Consider the following 19723-nt stretch of genomic DNA (forward strand, 5'->3'; position numbering starts at 1 on the left):
TCCTGGCTCGACCTGACCGCGTCCGAGGGGACCATCCCACCGAGGCCCATCGACCCATGACCGACCCATCGTTCCCGTTCGAGTACCTCTCGAACTATCTGATCATCGGCGCGGCGCTGATGGCCCTCGGCATGCTTGGGTTCCTCTCGCGCCGGAACCTGATCGTCATGTTCCTCTCGGCCGAAATGATGCTCCAGGGCGTCGCCCTGACGCTCGTCGGCTTCAGCCGGTATCACGGCAACTGGACCGGCCAGGTGTTCACGATCGTCATGCTGACGGTCGCCGCCAGCGAGGCGGCCCTGGCCCTGGCCCTGATCCTGGTGCTGTTCCACCGGATCCGGTCCCTCGACGTGACCCTCTGGCAGGATCTCCGCGAGACGGGACTGCCGGAGTCGGTCGACACCTCCGGGGCCGAGCCCTACGAGCCGGTCCCCGGCCCCGAGAGCTATCCCCACCTCACCCCCTCCGGCGTGGAACCGCCGCACCCCCGCCAGCCCTGGGAGCAACGCCGTGGCTGAGTCGCTGATCCGCAACGTCTGGCTGATCCCGCTGCTGCCCCTGCTGGGCGGGCTCATCGCCATCCTCGGCGGCCGGCGGCTGAACGGTTGGAACCACATCCCCGTCGTCGCCGGAATCGGCCTGTCCTTCCTGCTCTCGGCGATCATCCTCCTGGGCATGGAAGGGGCTCACGAGACGGAGGCCTACTCCTGGATCGGGATCGCGCCGACCTCCTCGGCCGCCGACCCGTCCTCGGGGCCGAACGGCTGGTCGCTCGTCGTCCCGGTCGAGTTCCGGGTCGACGGCCTGACGATCATGATGCTCACCATGGTCACCTTCGTCGCCGCCCTGGTCGCCGTGTTCGCGGCGGGGTACATGGTCGGCGATCCGGGCTATCCCCGCTTCTTCTTCGTCTTCGGCCTGTTCGTCTTCTCGATGACCGGCCTCGTCTCGTCAAGTAATTTTCTGCTCACCTATGCCTTCTGGGAAGGTGTGGGCGTGTGCAGCTACCTGCTCATCGGCTTCTGGTACGCGAAGCCGGCGGCGGCGGAGGCGGCCAAGAAGGCGTTCCTGGTGAACCGGGTGGGCGACTTCGGCTTCGCCATCGCCCTGTTTCTCCTCTGGACCTACGCCCCGAACCACGACCTGAGCTACGCGAACATCCTGACCATCGAGACTCGAGACGCGCTGGCGAACACCGAGTTGCTGTTCGGTCAGTCGGCCCTCTTCTGGATCGTGGCCCTGCTCTTCTGGGGGGCGACGGCCAAGAGCGCCCAGATTCCGCTCTACGTCTGGCTTCCCGACGCGATGGAGGGCCCGACCCCCGTCTCGGCCCTCATCCACGCCGCGACGATGGTCACCGCCGGCGTCTACCTGCTCGCCCGAACGAGCCTGCTGCTGGCCGCCGAGCCGGCCCTGCAGATGGTCGTCGCGGTCATCGGCTGCGCCACCGCGCTGCTCGCGGCCCTGATCGCCCTGACCCAGACCGACCTGAAGCGAGTGCTCGCGTACTCGACGGTAAGCCAGATCGGCTTCATGTTCATGGGGATTGGGGCCGGCGTGGGGCACATCGCCCAGTTCGCGATCATCGGGGCGCTGTTCCACCTGTTCACGCACGCGTTCTTCAAGGCCCTGCTGTTCCTCGGCTCCGGCTCGGTGATGCACGCGATGGGAGGCGTCATCGACATGAGGCGCTTCAGCGGCCTGCGCCACCGGATGCCGTACACCTGCTGGACCTTCGCCATTGGCGCCCTCGCCCTCTGCGGCCTTCCCCCCTTCGCCGGGTTCTGGAGCAAGGACGAGATCCTCGCCTCGCTGAAGGCGGCCGGACACGACGAGCATGTTGCCAGCGGCGGCGTCTACACCGGCATCTACTGGGTCGCCACGTTCACGGCACTCCTGACCGCCTTCTACACCGGCCGGGCGTTCTTCCTGACCTTCTTCGGCCCGGAGAAACTCCCCAGCCCGGACGACCCTGAGGCCCTTGGCGCCGACGATCACCACGGTGCCCACGCCTCGTCCGATCACGCGGCTCTCGGCGTCGATACCCCGGCCCCCGATTCTCCCGAGCTCTCCCGGTACGAGGCGGCGATGGGCTCCCACCGGCCCGAGGTGGGCTCGCACGCTCCCGGAGCCTCGGCAACACCCCACGAACCGGCCTCGCACGGCCACGGGCACGATGACGGTCATCACGGCCACGACTCCCACTTCGGGCACGAGTCCCCGCCGATCATGACGGTCCCGCTCATGGTCCTGGCCGCCGGGGCGGTTCTCGTCGGCATCCTGTTCGGGCCGCCCACCCACTGGTTCGGCCACCTGATCGAGGAGACTCCCTCCTTCGAGCTGCTCGGGCACGGCGAGCACGCCTTCGACTGGGGAACCGCCGTCTCCGGTACCCTCGCCGGCCTCATCGGCCTGGGCCTGGCCGCCCTGATGTACGCCCGTCGGACCGAGATCCCCGCCAGGATTTCCGCCCTGGTCCCTCCTCTGGCGAAGGCGTCCTGGAACAAATTCTATGTCGACGAGATCTACGCCTTGCTCATCGTAACGCCGACCCGGCTGGTGGCCACGGCCTGCCGGTACTTCGACGTCTACGTGGTCGACGGCCTCGTCCGGCTGGTCGCCTTCGTGCCGAGGCTCATCGGCGGCGATGCCCTGCGACCGATTCAGAACGGCTTGATCCAGTCGTATGCCGTGATGACCGCGATGGGGGTCGCCCTGCTGCTGATCGTCCTGATGTTCGTCGGCTGACGATGGCGATCGCCCCCGCCCCGGCCCCCCACCCCCGATCCGATCCCGAGGTGACAAGGATCCCGAGATGGCGACGCTCCTGGTGGTGACGGTCCTGCTTCCCCTGCTCGGCGGCCTCGCGCTGCTGCTGGCGCCGAAGCTCGACCACAAGGCGGCCCGATGGGTCGCGCTGGCGACGACCCTCGCCACGCTGGCCTTCTCGCTGGTCCTCGTCGGCGCGTTCCAGGTCGGCGATGCCTCGGCCCAGTTCGCCTTCGAAGGGGCCGACGGCCATGCCGGCCTGCCCTGGGTGGCCGTCGGCTCGGGGCCGGGCATCCGCTTCGCCCTCGGGCTCGACGGCGTGGCCCTCTCGCTCTTCGCCCTGACGAGCCTGCTGTTGGTGACCTCGGTCTTCTGCTCCTGGTCCTCGATCACCGAGCGGGCCCCGACCTACTACGCCCTCCTGCTCTTCCTGGAGACAGGATTGCTCGGGCTGTTCGCCAGCCTCGACGTGGTTCTCTTCTACATCTTCTTCGAATTCACACTGATTCCCCTGTTCTTCCTTGTCGGCCTATACGGAGGGCCGGAGCGCCGCCGAGCGTCGATCACGTTTTTCCTCTACACCCTGGCGGGGAGCCTGCTGACGCTGCTTGGGGTGATCGCCCTGATCGTCGTCCACTACCGCTTCTCGACGCCCCAGGTTCTGACCTTCTCGATCCCGGAGCTGACCGAGGGGCTCTCCCGGATCACGTCGGCCGACTGGGCGTTCACCAGGCCGTTGGCCGACTCGTTCTCCCTCTCGCAATTTCTCCTCCAGCCGCAGGTGTTCATCTTCCTGCTGCTGTTCGCCGGGTTCGCGATCAAGGTGCCGCTCTTCCCGTTCCACACCTGGCTCCCGCTGGCGCACGTGGAGGCCCCGACGGCGGGCTCGGTGCTGCTGGCCGGCGTGCTGCTGAAGGTCGGCGGCTACGGGTTCTTGCGTTTCAATCTGGCGATGACCCCGATGGGGACCGCGGTGCTCGCCCCGATGCTCGTCGCGATCTCGGTCATCGGCATCATCTACGGGGCCCTGACGGCCCTGGCCCAGACGGACGTGAAGCGGCTGGTCGCCTACAGCTCGGTCAGTCACATGGGGTTCATCGCACTGGGCCTGTTCTCGATGACCCTGGTGAGCGTCGACGGCGCCGTGCTTCAGATGATCAACCACGGCCTGACGACCGGCGCCCTGTTCGCCTGTGTCGGCGTTCTGTATGAGCGTTACCACACGAGGGAGATGGATCGGATGGGAGGCATCTGGAAGCGGTTGCCGCTGTTCGCCTTCTTCCTGATCCTGGCGTCGATGGGATCGGCCGCCGTTCCAGGCCTCAACGGCTTCGTTGGTGAATTTCCGATCCTCGCCGGCAGCTTCTCCCGCTTCCCGAGGGCGACGGTGGTGGCCGCCATCGGCATCATCCTTGGTGCCTACTACCTCTTCCTGATGCTTCAGAAGGTGATCTTCGGCCCGCTCCGCGAGCCGGGAGGCGAGGGCCACGGCCACGGCCACGACGACTCGGCCGGGGTCCCTCCGGTCCAGTGGTACGAGATCGCCGGGCTGGCCCCGCTGCTCGCCCTGATCGTGATCATCGGCCTCTATCCGAAGCCGTTCTACGACCGGATCACCCCGTCGGTGGAGTCGATCGTCGCCCGGTTCCCGGCGGAAGGGGCCGGGATGTCGACCGAGCCGAACCAGACCGTCTCGGCCCCGGGCGAGGACTCGCCCCGGGCCCTTCTCGCCCGATCGGCGCAGGTGACCGCCCCATGATTCCCGACCAATCGGAAACGCTCTCCCGGACGATCCTCGTCCTGCTGCCGGAGATCGTCCTCGCCCTGTCCGCCGCGGCGATCATGGTCGCCGGGCCCTTCTTCCGGCGAGGGCGATCCCTCTGGGCGGGCCTGTCCGCCGCGGCGATCGGGGCCTCCTTGCTCGCCCTGCTTGCCGTCTCCGGATCGGGGACCGATGCCTTCGCCTACGGCTCGGTCGCGCTCAACGACGCCCTCTCGGTCTACGGCCGGTTCGCCTTCCTCATCACCGGGCTGATCCTGCTCGGCCTGGCACACAACCAGGTGGGCGACGACCGGGCCGCCGAGTTCTTCGGCGCCCTGCTGTTCGTCATCTCGGGTGCGATGCTCGTCTGCGCCGCCAACGAGTTGATCTTTCTCTTCGTCGGCCTCGAACTGGTGAGCATCCCGACCTACCTCCTCCTCTACCTTCCCCGGAGGAACCGCACGACGCAGGAGGCGACGACGAAGTACTTCTTCCTGAGCGTCTTCTCTTCGGCGCTCTTGCTCTTTGGATTCGCGTATCTCTACGGGTTGACCGGTGTCTCGAACCTCAAGGCCCTGGCCTTCCTGATGGGGGGTGGAGGCGAGGTGATCACGACCGGCACGGCGGCGATCGGCTCGATCGCGGTTGTGTTCGTGACCGCGGGGCTCGGCTTCCGGGTGGCGGCGGTGCCGTTCCACTTCTATGCGCCCGACGTCTACCAGGGGGCCCCAACGGTCATCACTGCCCTGCTCGCCTGGATCCCCAAGGGGATCGGGTTCGTGGCGATGATCCGGGTGCTGACCTCGGTGGTCAGCGTCGGCGAGCCGATGCTGTCGGAGCGGGCCGTCTTCCTCGCCTGGCTCATCGCCGCGGCGACCCTGATCCTGGGGAACACCGTGGCCCTGGTTCAGACGAACCTGAAGCGGCTGTTCGCCTACTCGTCGATCGCCCACGCGGGGTACCTGATGGTCGGCGTCGCGGCGGCCTTCGCCCGGGTCGAAGACCCGGCGAACCTCGGCCCGTATTCCGGGGCCGAGGGGATCGTCTTCTACCTGGCGGCCTACGCGCTAATGACCCTCGGCGCCTTCGGCGTGATCCTCTACCTGGAGGGCTCCGGCGAGCGAGCGGAGACGATCGACGACCTCTCCGGTCTGTCCCGGACCCGGCCCCTGCTGAGCCTGGCCATGGCCCTCTGTCTGTTCAGCCTGGCCGGCGTGCCGCCACTGGCCGGGTTCTGGGGGAAGTTCTTCATCTTCGCGTCGGCCTGGACCGCCGAGCCGATCCAGGGGATCCCGTCGCTGCAGCTGCTCGCGGTCATTGGCGTCATCAACGCGGCGATTGGGGCGTACTACTACCTCCGGATCGTCGCGGCGATCTACTACGGGACGCCGGCCAGGTCGCCAGCGGCCGAATCCCGATCGGCAGCAGGCTGGCCGACTGCGATGGCGGTGGGGACCTGCGCCGTGCTGAGCCTGATCCTGGGCCTGATCCCGGGCCCCTTGCAATCGGCCAGCAGGCGGGCCGCTGTGGCGGCCATCGGCCAGCCTGCTCCCGGCACTTCTGGGCCTGAAGGCGAGGACGAGACCGAGACGGATGACGTGGCCCTCGTCCGACCGCGTCCGGTCCGATGACCCCGCCGAACCGGCGTCGGGCGAGCGAGTTACCGTCGCTCGCCCGATCGCCATTCGGGGAGGCTCCGCCGGGGATCGCTCAGCCAAGCTGGGCCTTCATCCGGCGGCTCAGTTCATGCAACGCACGAGACATGAGGCGACGGGTCGATTCCTCGGATCGACCCATGATGCGGGCGATCTCCTCATAGGAGAGACCACGCCTGCATCGAAGGTTGATGACCTGCCGATAATGGTCCTTCAGGCTGAGGATGGTTCGTTCGAGCGCCTCGGCCGTCTCCCGATGGATGAGAATGGTGCTGGGGGAGGGGCCCGGGTCGGGGATGGAGGGGGCCTGGTCGACGGAGCGGTGCTCGAGCGGACGTTCGCGGTAGTGGTTGCGGCGCTGGGTCCGATACTTGCGGCTCATGTTGCGGATGTTTCGGGTCAGCACCGTTTTCAGCCAGGCCCGCATCTCGCGTTCGGTCCGTCCGTGGAAGCCGTCGAGGTCACGCTGGGCCTCGACGATGGTTTCCTGGACGATGTCGGAGGGGGCCTCTCGGGGGTTGATGGCGGAATCGACCTCCTGATTGGCAATCGAGAGCATCGTGCGACGGAAGAGTTGCACGACGAGCCAGCGTGCCTCTTCCGAACCGTTCCGCGCCTCCCTGAGCAAGAACTGGAACCGGGATTCTGGAGCGGGCGAGGGGAGGGGGGCCATCAGCGACATGGAATCGCTCCGCTAGGCTTCGCGGGTATCGTCCCCCCCGTCATGGGGGCGGTCGCGCCTGGTGTCCTGAACAACACTATCGGGGGGTGTCCGGGGCGCTGTCAAGCATGAATTGGCCAGACTCTCCCAACGCGGATCTCGGGCCTCCGGATCGAATCAGCCGGGCGAGGTACCAGGCGTCGCTGTCGGCCCGATCGGGCCAGAGGATGGCGGTCCCCGGGGTGGGGCTTCCGTCGAGGGGATCGGGGAAGGGATCGAGTTGGAAGTCGGGATGGGTGCTCAGGAAGCGATCGATCTGGGCGACCGTCTCGGATCGCGCCAGTGACGGCACCGCGTAGATCAGGACGCCCGAGGGCCGGACGCCCCGGGCCGCCACGTCGAGGAGCCGGGCCTGCTCCTCGACCCGTCGGTCCAGCGCGGTGCGATCGACGAACCAGCGAGAGGCGGGCTCGCGGCGCCACAGGCCGATTCCGGAGCCAGGAGGCTCAAGCAGGACGCCGTGATAGGATGAGGGCTTGCCGACGACCCGGTGACCGTCCCATCCCCGGGTCGAGACATTGGTGTGAGGCCCCTTCCGGGCCATCCGGGCGGTGCGGATGCGGTCGCGATCCTCGAGCTCGCCGACGACCAGGGTTCCCTTCCCGCGCATGCGGTCGGCCAGCAGGAGGGCGGTTGCCCCCCGGGCGTGGCCGGCGTACCACCAGCGCTCTCCGGGCTCGGCGTCGCAGGCGGCGACGACCGCGAGGGAGCCGAGGTCCTGGGCGACGAGGTCGCCCCGGCGGAACGGCTCGATCCCCTGGAGAACGGTCGAGGGGGGGACGGAGGCGGCGTCCGGGAAGCTCGGGTGGATGCTTACCGGGAGCCCCTGCCGCTGGAGTTCGGCCCACAGCTCGGCGGGCCGTCCTCGGGAGACGCGAAGCCAGGGGAGGGGAGGCCTCTGGAGCGTGTGCAGTAGGGCGACGAGACGATGCTTCAGGGCCTCCTCGCCGGGGGGTTCGAGCAGCTCGTCGCGAAGCCAACGGGGGAAGAGGGTCCAGGGCTCGGTGGTGGCTCGGGGCCGTTCGACCAGCCGGCGGAAGGCCTCGGCTCGCCGGGCCCAGTTCGGGGCGCCCCCGATGGGCTGGAGGCACCGGGGGTCGACGCCGACAGCGCGGGCCCAGAGGCGGCAGGGCTCAGGCACGTCGGTGCGGTCGAGCAGGACCGCGATCAGGAGCCGGGCCTCGATCGGGCCCAGCCGGAGCGGGTCGATCCAGCCCCACCAGCGGAAGAGGGCGTCGATGGACCGGGAAACGAACAGGCGATCGGCGATCGAGACGCCCCGGAGCTTGCGGAGGGCGTCGGAGACAACCGGCTCGGGGCGACGTCCCCGGCCGAAGGCGGCCTGGAGGGCGGCCGAGGCGACCTCGGCGGTGGCCCGGGCCAGCTCGGCGGGGGGGGCCACGTGGTCCAGGATGGGCCCGGACTCCTCTTCCCGGGGAGCGTCTCCCGGGGAGGGGCGTCGGGCCGGAAGGGAGGAGGGAGCGGCGGGGCGTCGCAGGTTCGGGCGGGGGCGCCTCATCGCTTCCGCCTCCGGGCGCCGGATCGGCCGGGGCGGTAGCCGGAGGAGGCGGGTCGGCCGCTCCCGGAACGACGGACTCCGGGAGTCTCCGTATTGGAAACCGTGTCGATCTGATGCACGTAGCGGCCCTCGGCGATCGCCCGGTTGGCCCGCTCCATCCGGGCCCGAAGGGCGGCCTTGGGGGGCTGGGCGGGGATGAGGCAGTCGCAGCCCGAGCCGATCAGGTCCGATCGGCCGGCCTTCAGCAGCGCCTCGCGGACCTCGAAGTAGTTCTCGGGCTTGAAGAACTGAAGTAGGGCCCGCTGGAGCTTGCGGTCGCGCAAATGGCGGGCGACAACAACCTCCTCGCCGGTGAACGGGTCGAGCCCGGTGTAGTACATGCAGGTGGCGACGTCGAACGGCGCGGGGATGAAGTCCTGGACCTGGTCGGGCTTGTAGCCGTTGCGTTTGAGGAACAGGGCCAGGTGGATCATCGCGTTCAGGTCGCTGCCCGGGTGCGAGGCGATGAAGTAGGGGACGGTGTACTGGCGCTTGCCGGCCCGATGGCTGGCGGCCTTGAAGGCGGCGTCGAAGGACTGGTAGTCGTTGATCTCGGGCTTCCTCATCCGCTTGAGCACGTCCGGGTCGGTGTGTTCGGGAGCAACCTTCAGGTGGCCGCCGACGTGGTGCGCGGCCAGCTCCTGGAGGTACTCGGGCGACTTCTGGGCCAGGTCCATCCGGACCCCCGAGGCGACGTGCAGCTTGCGGATCCCAGGAACCTCCCGGCCCTGCCTCATCAGCTCGATAAGCGGGCCGTGGTCGGTGCTCAGCAGCTTGCAGATCTTCGGGTGGACGCACGACTGTCGCTTGCAGACCGCTTCGACCTCGGGCTTCGAGCAGGTCATCTGGTACATGTTGGCGGTCGGACCGCCGATGTCGGAGACGATCCCCTTGAAGCTGGGATCCTGGCCGAGTCGTCGGAGTTCCGTCAGGACGGACTCCTTCGACCGGGACTGGATGATCCGACCCTGGTGGGCGGTGATCGAGCAGAAGGTGCAGCCGCCGAAGCAGCCGCGCATGATCGTCACGGAGTCCTTGATGGCCTCGAAGGCGGGGATCGGCTCGTCGCCGTACATCGGATGCGGCCGACGGGTGTAGGGGAGGCCGTAGATGCGGTCCATGTCGGCCTGGGTGATGGGCAGGGCCGGCGGGTTGCAGACGACGGCCTGGCGGTCGTGATACTGGACCAGCCGGCGGGCGTTGAGCGGGTTCGTCTCCTGGTGGATGATCCGGGTGGCCCTGGCGAAGGCCAGGGGATCGGTCTTCACCTCCTCGAAGGAGGGGAGGACCAGGGCGTCTCTCGGAGGTTCCTCCCTGGCGCCGAGGGCGAAGGCGACCCCTCTCATGTCGCGGAGGGCCTTCACGTCCTCGCCGGCGAAGAGGCGGCGGGCGATCTCCAGGATGGGCTGCTCTCCCATCCCGAAGACGACGAGGTCGGCCTTGGAGTCGAGTAGGATGGAGCGCTTGACCGTGTCGCTCCAGTAGTCGTAATGGGCGAGCCGGCGGAGGGACGCCTCGACGCCCCCGGCGATCACCGGCACGCCGGGGAACGCCTCCCGGGCCCGCTGGCAGTAGGGCAGGGTGGCGCGGTCGGGACGCAGGCCGATGCGGCCGCCGGGGCTGTAGGCGTCGTCGTTGCGGACCTTCTTGTTGGCCGTGTAGTGGTTGATCATGCTGTCCATGTTCCCCGCGCTAATGGCGAAGAACAGGCGGGGACGGCCGAAGGTCCGCCACGGCTCGGCGCTCCTCCAGTCCGGCTGGGCGAGCACGCCGACCCGGAAGCCGGCCGCCTCGAGCACCCGGGGGAGGATGCCGTTGGCGAACGACGGGTGGTCGACGTAGGCATCCCCCGAGACGAAGACGACGTCGACCGCATCCCAGCCCCTCGCCTCCATCTCTTCCCGGGAGGCCGGCAGCGGGGGGAGGGGCGTCGGCCCGAGGTCGTCGAGCACCGGCAGTTGTGTCGGGGCCCGGTTCGGCTCATTGCGGCCGGGGGGAGCCCACTTCAGGTCGACGAGGTCCATGGGAGGGGGTCGATTTCGCGTCGGGAGTGCGGAGGGGCGTTCGTCGTTCGGCGTCGGACTCCACATTGTACGACGCCCGCCCCCCCCGGTTCGAGGCCGATCCCGGCCGGTCGCGATCGGAATCGGGGCGAGCGGGGAGCCGAGCGCCTCCTCGATCCGTCCCGGAGCGTCGGTGCGCCGGACGGTGCGCTCCGGCGAGTTTGGCAGCAATTGACGTTACGTTTTTTTGTACAAGAGGTTGCGGCGATCGCGTCGGTCCGGAATGGGTTCGCTCCGCGCCGGAGGGGTGTCTCCTCGCTCGCCAGCGGACGACCGACGCGATCGATCCCGATTCGGCAGGGGACGCACGCGAGGATCGCTCCGGTGCGCGGATCGGTGCGCCTCGGCACGATGAAGGGGCAACGGCGTAATTTGATTTTTGGCAAGAGGTTGAGGCGATCTCAGTCCGGCAAAATGGCTTCGTTTCGTCAACTGGGCCTCCGCGATCGAAGACCGCTCCGGGGAGTCGCGAGCGGAACGAAACGGGTCCCGGATCACGATTGGATGGATTCGATTGCCAAAGACCAAAGACCGGGGAGATCAGGAGGCCGACCGCCGGGAGGAGTCGAGTGGACGGGCTCCGGTCATCGGGTGAGTCGCGGACGATCGACCGAGGGCGAGGGGGGCGTTGGGGTCAGAGCGATCCCGGAGAAGGGGCCTCTCGTCCCTGGGGTCGATACGATCTCGGACGCCCTGATGGTCGTTCGTCAGTCTTCCGTCGAGTCCGGTTTCCCACCATCATCATCGGGCCAGAGGGGGGCGGCCGCTGACTTCAGATCATCCGACCGTGTTCCGGATGGTTCCTCTGAGGGGACACCGCTGAACCTTGTCGGGACCGCCTGCGGCCTCGCTCACTGTCAGACCGGAGTCAAACACCCAACCCCATGCTCGATGATGAGCCGATTGGAACGCGGCCCTCATCCACACGCATTGATTCCAGGGGTCGCGGACCCTGACTACTCGGGTGGTTCAAATCGGTCCGCTCCGCACCTTGGTTGGCGGCGTGAAACGCGACGGGGGCCCCAGTGTCGGGATGGGTCGACGCGATTTGCCGTTACGGGAGGGGGCTGCTGCGGCCTCGATGCTCAGGTCGCGCTCGACTTCGTACCGCCTCAGCGCAGACAGAGACCGCAGTCCAAGTTCGATGAGCTCCGGACGGTGTGCTTGGACTCGCTCCGTCCGACTTGCTCCATGGTCCTTCTGCTCAATCTCCTCAGCTAAGCGATCGTAACGCCCGGAATCCAGTCGAAAGTCCTCTTGGAGGTCCTTAGCGATGGCGACCCTGTCGTCCTCCGCTCGCTGACGGAGTTCATCAGACGACGCGCGAATCTCAGCAACAAACTGCCCCCGTACCCTGTGTGCCTCCCGTCCAGGTCTCTTCACAACGACCTCCGCCGCCAACCAACTCAGGATGGCGATGCCGACGATCGCTAACATCAGATGCCGCACCTTGAACCGCGTTTTGGGCGAGTGCAGAGCAGGGCCTCGAGAGCATGAGCCGATACCCAACACCCCACTCCAGGGGTTGAGGCTACCTTTGGTAGAGTGGCCCGGACAACGTGTTGTCCGGGCGGCGAAGCCGCAAGAGGCGTCAATCGAGCCAGCCGACCGGCACGCCGACGCTCCGCCCTTGCTCGTCGTATCGCGCCGAACTCCATGGCCAGTCGCACGGATGGGCGACCAGGCCGGCACGCACCGGGTTCTGGTGCAAGTAGGTAAGCTTTTCCTCGAACTTACCCTCCGAGTCGAGGTTGAAGCCATAGAAACGGGGTTGCCAGATCGGCTCCGACAGGACGAAGGTCCGGGCGTATGCCGTCATCCCTTCGCGCAGGAATCGCTTGATCTGCACGGAACTGCGTTGCTTCCACTGCGTCACGAAGTGGGAAAGCTGGTCGTCCTCCGGGAACCAAAGGATCGCGTGCCCGTGGTCGGGCTGACGACGAAGCCGACGCAGCGGCCGTCCTGCAATGACAGCTGCGAGGAAAGGACCCCGAGGACGATCCGCTTGGGCCGGTCGTGGTCGAGAAACCGACGGCGTCGATCGCACGAGAAGGTCACGAAATGGGCGTGCCTGTCTCGATCGTAGATACGCCTGGAGGCCATGGGATGAGCCTACGATTGGGTCGCTCGGACCTCAAGCCTCTCGTCGCTTCGCGACCCGGACAACGAGTTGTCCGGGCCACCCGATGGATGAAGACCATGACGGGAGCCCCTGACAGTTGCGGTATACCGATACTGTCACACTTCTTCGATCATCCGACAAGAACCACGGAGGTCGATCCCGCCCGCCGATAAGAGTGGAGGGGGCATCTCGGATCACACCTGAAGGCGAATCGTTAAGCTGGCCCGGAAGTGGGTACGGAGTCCGCCTGCCCAGGCTGGTCGGGATGGCGGAAGCGGCGGGAGGCCCAGCGGGGGGCGAGGGAGAGGGCGGTCATCTGGGCCGCGAGGCGGGGGTCGCGGGCAAGGAGGAGGAGCAGAGCGGGGGAGAGGGAAAGGGAGCGGCGGAGGCAGCGGAGGGCGAGGGGGGCGTCGCCGGCGTGGAGGGCGTCGAGGGAGCGGTTGAGGAAGGCGCGGCCGAGCAGGCGGTGGGCGAGGCGGCGGGAGCGGGAAGGGTGGGGGAGGGAGGGACGGTCGAGGGTGTGGATCTGGTCGAGGAGGAGGGCAAGCTCGTCGAGGTCGGCGGAGCCGCGCTTGAAGCGGTGGGTTTCGCTGTCGGGGTGCCAGCGGACGGCGACGCTGGGGAGGGGAAGCCAGCAGACGGGCCAGCGGCGGGCGAGGCGGAGCCAGCATTCCCAGTCGACGGCATAGCGGTAGGATGGGTCGAAGCCGCCGATGGAGGCGAGCGCCTCCGCGCGGAGGGTGACGGCGGAGCAGCGCACGGGATTGCGGTGGGCCAGCTCGGCCACGAACGCGGGGGGCGGGAAGAGACGTTCGGCCGGGCCGAGGTCGGGGCGCTCGATGACGGTGGGGGGGATAGGGCGGTCGGCGGCATCGATGACCTCGACGGCACTGATCGCCATGCCGAGGCCGGGGAGGCGGGCGAAGGCGTCAACGTGGGCGGCGAGGTGGCCGGGCAGGAGGATATCGTCCTGGTGGACGATGGCGAGCAAGGGCGTCCGCGCGAGGGCGGCGCAGCGGTTCCAGTTGCCGGCGAGGCCGAGGCGCTCGGGGTTGATTTCGATCCGGGCTCGGTCGCCAGCGAGGGAGCGAACGAGGGAGACCGTCTCGTCGTCGGAGCGGTCGTCGCAGACGAGGAGATCGAAGGGGACGCCCTCCTGGGCGAGGATCCCCCGGAGCGCGTCGGCCAGGTGTCGGGCGCCGTTGTAGGTGGGGAGGGCGACGGTGACGGGAGGCGTCGAAGTCGTCGTTGGGAGGGGCGTCGGCATTTCGGGCCGGATCTCGCAATGGGAGGAAAGGGAACGGCGTTCGATCGAGAAGAGAAGACCGTCGCTCATGGGATGACCGGGGAGGGTCGCATTCAGCGGACCTGGACGTGGACCGCTCCGACTCGGACGGGAGGACTCCTGCTCTCGGCACAACAGATCAGAGAACAGAGGGTGAAGTCACGCAGATCAGAGAACAGAGGGTGAAGTCACGCGGATCAGAGAACAGAGGGTGAAGTCAGGCAGATCAGAGAACAGAGGGTGAAGTCACGGAGAGAGCCTGAAGGATTGGCAAGAGCGTGAAGTCACGGCAAGAGCGTGAAGTCAGGGCGATTGATTCGATTGTCTGAAAGATGGGATCAATCGTTCACGGGCGTAAGGGTTCGGATGATGGCACTCCCGAACACGAGACGATGGAATGTCACGATCGATCGGGGGGCATCCTGGAGGTTGGGGATCGTCGATCGGTCGGGGAGGGGGGGATCGATCCCTGGGACAAGAGGCGCTCGATGTGGGGGGGACACGACCGCGGTCCTTCCGGCGGATGATGATGGGGCGGGGAGGAGGCTCCCGCGGAGCGGGCCCGCGGGCGGTCAGGAGGAGGATCGCCCCTCGTGGAGGTCGGCCAGCCGACGGAGGTTCTCCCAGGTGTAGAGGCCGGAGGAGTGGCCGTCGTTCCAGGAGATGCGGACGGCATAGGAGCCGATCGGCTCCAGGGCCTCGATGCGGAGGTCGGGCCGGATGGTGGCGGGGTCGAGGATGCGCTGGCCGGTCCACTCGTCCTTGCAGGAGGCGCAGGGGCACTCGGAGCGGATGAAGCGGTAGGGGACCCTCGCGGGCCCGACGTCGTCCCAGGAGAGTTCGAGGGCCTGGTCGGCCTGGTGGGCTCGGATGTTGGTCGGGGGATCGGTCATCGGCGAGGACCCGGGGCGGAGCGGGGAAGGGATCAGGAGAACAGCTCGGTGATCGGCCGGCCGGCGGCGATGGAGAGGGGGCGGTTGAGACGGTCGCGGACTTCCGTCTCGGGATCGAGGCCCAGCGCGTGGAAGATGGTGGCGGCGACGCGCTCGAGGGGAGCGGGGTCGGTGTCGGGATAGGCGCCGATGCGGTCGCTGGAGCCGTACACGGCGCCGCCGGTCGTGCCGCCGCCGGCGAAGAGGACTGTATAGCAGGAGGGCCAGTGGTTGCGGCCCTTGCCGTCGCGGTCGCCGATCTTGGGTCCTCGGCCGAACTCGCCCATCCAGACGATGAGCGTCTCGTCGAGGAGGCCTCGGGCGTCGAGATCCTGGATGAGGGTGGGGACGGTCTGGTCGGTGATGGGGAGGAGGCGGTTTTTGAGGTCGTTGAAGTTGTCCTGGTGCGTGTCCCAGCCCTGGCTGCCCTGGCCGCCGATGGATCGGGAGAAGTAGACGGTGACGAAGCGGACCCCGGCCTCGACGAGGCGGCGGGCGAGCAGGCAGCCCTGGCCGTAGGTGGTGCGGCCGTAGGAGTCTCGCAGGGCGTCGGGCTCCTCGCCGAGGTCGAACGCTCGCTTGACCCGGGGGGAGGCGAGCATCGAGAGGGCTCGGCCGTAGAAGTCGTCGATGCCTCGGGCGGTGGCGTCGTATTCGAGGAGTTCGGTCTGGCGGTCGATCAGCTCGAGCAGGCCTCGGCGGTCGTCGAGGCGGCCGAGGGGCATGGTGTCGGGCAGGTTCAGCTCGGGGAGGCGGAAGCCGGGGTCGTTCGGATCCTGGCCGATGAAGAAGGGATCATACGGCTTGCCGAGGAAGCTGGCGTGCTGGCCGGGGGTGACGCTGCCATCCCGGAGCACGTGCGGGTAGGAGACGAAGGACGGGATGGCGGGGTCGTCGCTGGGCCGGAGCTTCGCGACAACGGAGCCGTAGGCGGGGAACAGCTCGAGGGTGTCGCGCAACCGGATGTCGTCGAGCGGGGGGGCGTGGCCGGTGAGGCTGTAGTAGGTGGCGGAGTTGTGGTTCTTCATCCGGTGGTGGACGGAGCGGACCTGGGCCACCTTGTCGAGCACGGCGGCGAAGCGGGGGAGGTGCTCGCTGACGGGAACGCCGGGCACGGCGGAGGGGATGGGGGAGAACTCGCCTCGGATGCCCTGGGGGGCGTCGGGCTTGAGGTCGAAGGTGTCGATGTGGCTGGGGCCGCCGAACTGGTGAAGGAAGATGACGTTGCGGGCGGGGGCCCGGCGAGGCTCGCCCCGGTCGGAGGCGCGGAGCACGTCGGGCAGGGTCAGGCCGGCCAGGCCCGCGGCGCCGACCCGGAGCAGGCTGCGGCGGGAGAGGCGGAGCGTCTCGAGGAAGTCGGGGCAACCGGAGGGCATGGGTCTGATCCCCGTTGGCGGGTCGTCCGGTGAGGTTGGGGGGGCCGGTCCGATGATCGGTCAGCGCCGCAGGAGGAATTCCTTGCTGTTGACGATCGCCCAGGCGATGTCCTCCCAGGCGAGGCGGGGGTCGTCGTGAGCGGACAGGTGGGCGAGGGCGCCGCTGCGCTCCTCCGGGGAGGGGAGGCGGCAGAGGGCGGCAAGGTAGAGCTCATCGAGGATGGCGTCGTCGGGCGTCCCGGAGGCCAGCAGGCGGCCGATGCGGTTGTCGGGGGCCTCGAGGATGGCGCGGACGACGTCGCCGTTGATGAGCTGGAAGGCCTGGCCGAGCGTGGTGGACTCGGATCGCTCGCATTCGCAGGTGAGCAGGCGGTCGGGCTTGCCGAAAGCGTCGAGGAACTCGGGTCCGGTGTTGGCGCCGGCGAGGGCGACGGCCCGGGTGCCGGGGGGGACGCCGTCGAGGTCGGCGGGGCGGCCGAGGGCCGAGCCGATGGCGTCGAGCAGGACCTCGGCGGGGAGAAGCTTCACGCGGGCTCGGGCGAAGTTGGCCTCGTCGTCGCGGTTGGTGGGACGGGGGGAGGAGTCGAGGGCATAGACCCGGGAGGTCATGATCGCCCGGACAAGGGGCTTGAGGCGGTTGCCGCCGGCCTCGAAGGTGGCGGTCAGGGCGTCGAGCAGTTCGGGGTTGCTCGGGGGGTTGGTGGCGCGGAAGTCGTCGACGGGCTCGACGACGCCTCGGCCCATCAGGTGGAACCAGGCCCGGTTGGCCATGTTCCGGGCGAACTGGCGGTCGGACTCGGTGAGCCAGCGGGCCAGGGCGGCCCGGGCGTCGAGGTCGGGGCCAACCGCGAGCGGGACGCCGCCGGGGGCGGTTGGGGCGAGGCGCTCGCCGGAGACCGGCTGTCGCATCCGGGGGCGGCCGTCGAGGTGGATGATCACGTCCCCGTTGATCTCGTGGGAGTTGAGGCGATCGCGGCGGCTGTTGTTGACTTCCTTGCGGTCGATGTTCGCGAAGGCGGCGGCGAGGCCGTAGTAGTCGTCCTGGGTCCAGACGTCGAAGGGATGGTTGTGGCATCGGGCGCACTGGAGCCGGACGCCGAGGAAGATCTGCCCGAAGCTCTCGGCGCAGGTCTCGGGGTCGCGGTTGGTGCGGTAGAAGCTCGCCGGGGGATTGGCCCAGGAGGAGCCGGAGCCGGTGAGCAGCTGCTCGGCCAGCTCGGTCAGGGGCACGTCGGCGGCGATCCGGTCGCGGAGCCAGCGGTGGAAGGCCCAGACACCCTTGGGCCCCATCGTCTTCTCCTCGTTGCGGAGGAGATCGGCCCACTTGAGCGCCCAGAAGTCGGCGAACTCGGGGCGGCCGAGGAGGCGGTCGACGAGCCGGGCCCGCTTGTCGGGGTCGGTGTCCTCGAGGAAGGAGCGGGCCTCGTCCGGGGTGGGGAGGACGCCGATGCAGTCGAGGTACGCGCGGCGGAGGAAGACGTGGTCCGGCGCGGGGGGAGAGGCGTGGATCGTGAGCGTCTGGAGCTGATCGAAGACGGCGCGGTCGAAGGGCGTAAGCGGCTCGGGGCCGTCCCAGACGAAACCGGGGCGATCGGGGAGGAAGGCGAGCCGGGAGACGGCCTGCTGGCCGAGGTATCGGGCGGAGACGACCGACTGGCCCGGTGCCTCTCGGCGGACGAGGCCGGAGGGGGAAACCTCGACCTCGGTCGGGTCGTCGACGTCGAAGGCGGCCAGTCGGGTCACGTCTCGGGTCGAGCCGTCGGCGAAGGTGGCGGTGACGACGAGCTGCTGGGCCAGGGAAGGAGAGGCGTTCACCCGCTCGGGAGGGAAGATGGAGAGGGAGACAAGCTCGGGGACCGTGCCGAGGTCATCCCGGCCGCCGCCGGCGATCCAGGAGCGGAGGATCTCGGCCTCCGGATCATCGGGTCCGAAGCGACGGCCCCCCTCGTGGGGGACGAGGCCGATCGGCTTGAGGAGCAGGAGGCTGGAATCGGGGTCCGCCGTGTTGACCCGGCGGCCGAAGGCATCCCGGGTCATGCGGAGGAGATCGAGGCCGGGGTCATCCCCCCGAAGGGAAAGTTTGAAGCCTCCCTTGCCGGTGAGGTTGCCGTGGCAGGGGCCCATGTTGCACCCGGCCTTCGAGAGCACGGCGACCACATCCTGCCGGTAGCTGATCGCCCGGGGAGGGGTCGAGGAGACGACCTCGACGGGAACCTCGGCCGACGCCTCGCCGAACCGGGCGATCAGGCGATCAATCCCGCCGGTCCCGGGCTCGACCACTCCGGAAGACGAGACGCGAGCGACCCCTTCCGATCGGAGTTCAACGCGGGCCTCGGCCGTCACGTCTCGGGTCGAGCCGTCGGCGAAGGTGGCGGTGACGGCGACCTGCTGCCGGTCGGTTGGGTCGGCGAGCCGGATCGATGGAGGGTGGATCGAGAGCCCGGGAGAGGAAGAGGAGGAGCCCGAGGGGATCGCCAGGGCGGTCGGGGTCGGGGCCAGCAGGGCGGCGATCGTGGCGGGGAGGGCCGAGCGGAGGACGACGAGCGTCGTCCGGAGGACGAGAGAGGCGGGAAGCGTCACGGCCTTGCTCCTCGGGGGGACGAGGGGTCCGAGGGACGCAGGCGACCCGTCCGGCCGGGGAGGGCTGGGTCTCCATCGATTATTCAACATAGAGGGCGTCCGGCGGGCCCGTCAAGCCGATGGTCGAGGCCGGCCGGAAGAGGAGGCTTCTTGGAGGCTTGCTCGGGAGAAAGGCCCAGGGGGCGAGGGGCGAACCGAATCCCGGACGATGGGCTCCGGAGAGCGGGAGATCGACCCGGTTCGAGGGGGTCAAGCCGTCGTGCAGTGAGGGGGAAAACACCGTACAATTGGGGTCGACTTCCGGACCGAAGGGCCGGGTCCATCGACCGACCGATCCCGACGTCGCGAGACAAGGAGAGGAACGTGGCGCATATCGTCGCCGAGCCGTGCTTCGACTGCAAGTACACCGACTGCGTGGTCGTCTGCCCCGTCGACTGCTTCTACGAGGGGGCGCAGATGTTGTTCATCCACCCCGAGGAATGCATCGACTGCGAGGCGTGCGTGCCTGAGTGCCCGGTCGAGGCGATCTTCCACGAGGACAACCTGCCGGACGAGTGGAAGGAATTCGTCGCCCTCAACGCCGAGGAGGCGCCGAAGTGCCCGGTGATCACCGAGAAGAAGGCGCCGCTCGAGGGCCCGTCCTGCAACGCGAAGAAGTGACGGCGGGGCGGAGCCCCTCCGAGGCCTCGTCGGGGGGACCTTCGCCCCGACCCGGACGGCGGTACCCCCCACCGACGACGACGTCGATGTCCGCTCCGGTCCCGGAAGCCGGGGCGTTTCCCCTCAAGCGAGGCGACCGGTCCCGAGGACGGTAATCGACCGGACCCGGGAGGGTGGATGGTGCCTTCTGTGAGGCACCTTCGATGCCGGCAGGAGAGGCGACCGCCGAGCCGACGGCGC

13 protein-coding genes are annotated in these 19723 nt (G+C 68.6%); 5 read left to right on the forward strand and 8 right to left on the reverse strand.

Translation table 11 applies throughout. The features are described from left to right. The first annotated feature begins 56 nt into the window (after positions 1-56). The 4 genes from nuoK to TsocGM_RS07610 all read left to right on the forward strand — a co-directional run bounded on the left by nuoK (position 57) and on the right by TsocGM_RS07610 (position 6162). Positions 57-518, forward strand: a complete 462-nt coding sequence (nuoK, locus tag TsocGM_RS07595; protein WP_126724704.1) for an NADH-quinone oxidoreductase subunit NuoK — start codon at positions 57-59, stop codon at positions 516-518. Continuing rightward, the gene (gene nuoL, locus TsocGM_RS07600) at positions 511-2748 is read left to right on the forward strand and encodes an NADH-quinone oxidoreductase subunit L (RefSeq protein WP_126724705.1); all 2238 of its coding nucleotides are present in this window, start codon (positions 511-513) and stop codon (positions 2746-2748) included. The genes nuoK and nuoL overlap by 8 nt, the downstream gene beginning before the upstream one ends. A 67-nt stretch (positions 2749-2815) precedes the next feature. Continuing rightward, a complete protein-coding gene (locus TsocGM_RS07605; RefSeq protein ID WP_126724706.1) occupies positions 2816-4528 on the forward strand; it encodes a complex I subunit 4 family protein in 1713 nt (570 codons plus the stop codon). After that, on the forward strand, positions 4525-6162 hold the full coding sequence (locus TsocGM_RS07610) for an NADH-quinone oxidoreductase subunit N (RefSeq protein WP_126724707.1): 1638 nt from the start codon (positions 4525-4527) through the stop codon (positions 6160-6162). Before TsocGM_RS07605 ends, TsocGM_RS07610 begins: the two co-directional genes overlap by 4 nt. Before the next feature lie 79 nt (positions 6163-6241). Here TsocGM_RS07610 and TsocGM_RS07615 read toward each other — a convergent pair whose 3' ends face one another. The 8 genes from TsocGM_RS07615 to TsocGM_RS07650 form a co-directional block, all read right to left on the reverse strand. Continuing rightward, the gene (locus TsocGM_RS07615) at positions 6242-6868 is read right to left on the reverse strand and encodes a sigma-70 family RNA polymerase sigma factor (RefSeq protein WP_126724708.1); all 627 of its coding nucleotides are present in this window, start codon (positions 6866-6868) and stop codon (positions 6242-6244) included. A gap of 76 nt (positions 6869-6944) precedes the next feature. Further along, positions 6945-8426, reverse strand: a complete 1482-nt coding sequence (locus tag TsocGM_RS07620; RefSeq protein WP_126724709.1) for an RsmB/NOP family class I SAM-dependent RNA methyltransferase — start codon at positions 8424-8426, stop codon at positions 6945-6947. Next, positions 8423-10489 (reverse strand): YgiQ family radical SAM protein, encoded by a 2067-nt coding sequence (locus TsocGM_RS07625; protein ID WP_126724710.1) that lies wholly within the window; start codon positions 10487-10489, stop codon positions 8423-8425. Before TsocGM_RS07625 ends, TsocGM_RS07620 begins: the two co-directional genes overlap by 4 nt. A 1630-nt stretch (positions 10490-12119) precedes the next feature. After that, positions 12120-12404, reverse strand: coding sequence for a transposase (locus TsocGM_RS27880; protein WP_391731832.1), 285 nt, complete (start codon positions 12402-12404; stop codon positions 12120-12122). A 460-nt stretch (positions 12405-12864) separates the two neighbouring features. Further along, positions 12865-13917, reverse strand: coding sequence for a glycosyltransferase family 2 protein (locus tag TsocGM_RS07635; RefSeq protein WP_158633418.1), 1053 nt, complete (start codon positions 13915-13917; stop codon positions 12865-12867). A 590-nt stretch (positions 13918-14507) separates the two neighbouring features. Beyond that, positions 14508-14828: a gamma-butyrobetaine hydroxylase-like domain-containing protein gene (locus TsocGM_RS07640; protein ID WP_126724712.1), complete on the reverse strand. Its 321-nt coding sequence runs from the start codon at positions 14826-14828 to the stop codon at positions 14508-14510. A 32-nt stretch (positions 14829-14860) separates the two neighbouring features. Next, on the reverse strand, positions 14861-16243 hold the full coding sequence (locus TsocGM_RS07645) for a DUF1501 domain-containing protein (protein WP_126724713.1): 1383 nt from the start codon (positions 16241-16243) through the stop codon (positions 14861-14863). A gap of 60 nt (positions 16244-16303) precedes the next feature. Further along, the gene (locus TsocGM_RS07650) at positions 16304-18823 is read right to left on the reverse strand and encodes a DUF1549 domain-containing protein (RefSeq protein ID WP_126724714.1); all 2520 of its coding nucleotides are present in this window, start codon (positions 18821-18823) and stop codon (positions 16304-16306) included. Positions 18824-19186: 363 nt separating this feature from the next. Here TsocGM_RS07650 and TsocGM_RS07655 point away from each other — a divergent pair, with 363 nt between their 5' ends. Then, on the forward strand, positions 19187-19483 hold the full coding sequence (locus TsocGM_RS07655) for a ferredoxin family protein (protein WP_126724715.1): 297 nt from the start codon (positions 19187-19189) through the stop codon (positions 19481-19483). The last annotated feature ends 240 nt before the right edge of the window (positions 19484-19723 follow it).

The organism is Tautonia sociabilis, from assembly GCF_003977685.1.
Classification (GTDB): domain Bacteria; phylum Planctomycetota; class Planctomycetia; order Isosphaerales; family Isosphaeraceae; genus Tautonia; species Tautonia sociabilis.

Excerpts from the sequence above, each read along its gene's own strand:
- nuoK (WP_126724704.1), top strand. The coding sequence starts at position 57 with ATGACCGACCCATCGTTCCCGTTCGAGTACCTCTCGAACTATCTGATC.
- TsocGM_RS07605 (WP_126724706.1), top strand. The coding sequence starts at position 2,816 with ATGGCGACGCTCCTGGTGGTGACGGTCCTGCTTCCCCTGCTCGGCGGC.
- TsocGM_RS07610 (WP_126724707.1), top strand. The coding sequence starts at position 4,525 with ATGATTCCCGACCAATCGGAAACGCTCTCCCGGACGATCCTCGTCCTG.
- TsocGM_RS07615 (WP_126724708.1), bottom strand. The coding sequence starts at position 6,868 with ATGTCGCTGATGGCCCCCCTCCCCTCGCCCGCTCCAGAATCCCGGTTC.
- TsocGM_RS07620 (WP_126724709.1), bottom strand. The coding sequence starts at position 8,426 with ATGAGGCGCCCCCGCCCGAACCTGCGACGCCCCGCCGCTCCCTCCTCC.
- TsocGM_RS07625 (WP_126724710.1), bottom strand. The coding sequence starts at position 10,489 with ATGGACCTCGTCGACCTGAAGTGGGCTCCCCCCGGCCGCAATGAGCCG.
- TsocGM_RS07635 (WP_158633418.1), bottom strand. The coding sequence starts at position 13,917 with ATGCCGACGCCCCTCCCAACGACGACTTCGACGCCTCCCGTCACCGTC.
- TsocGM_RS07640 (WP_126724712.1), bottom strand. The coding sequence starts at position 14,828 with ATGACCGATCCCCCGACCAACATCCGAGCCCACCAGGCCGACCAGGCC.
- TsocGM_RS07645 (WP_126724713.1), bottom strand. The coding sequence starts at position 16,243 with ATGCCCTCCGGTTGCCCCGACTTCCTCGAGACGCTCCGCCTCTCCCGC.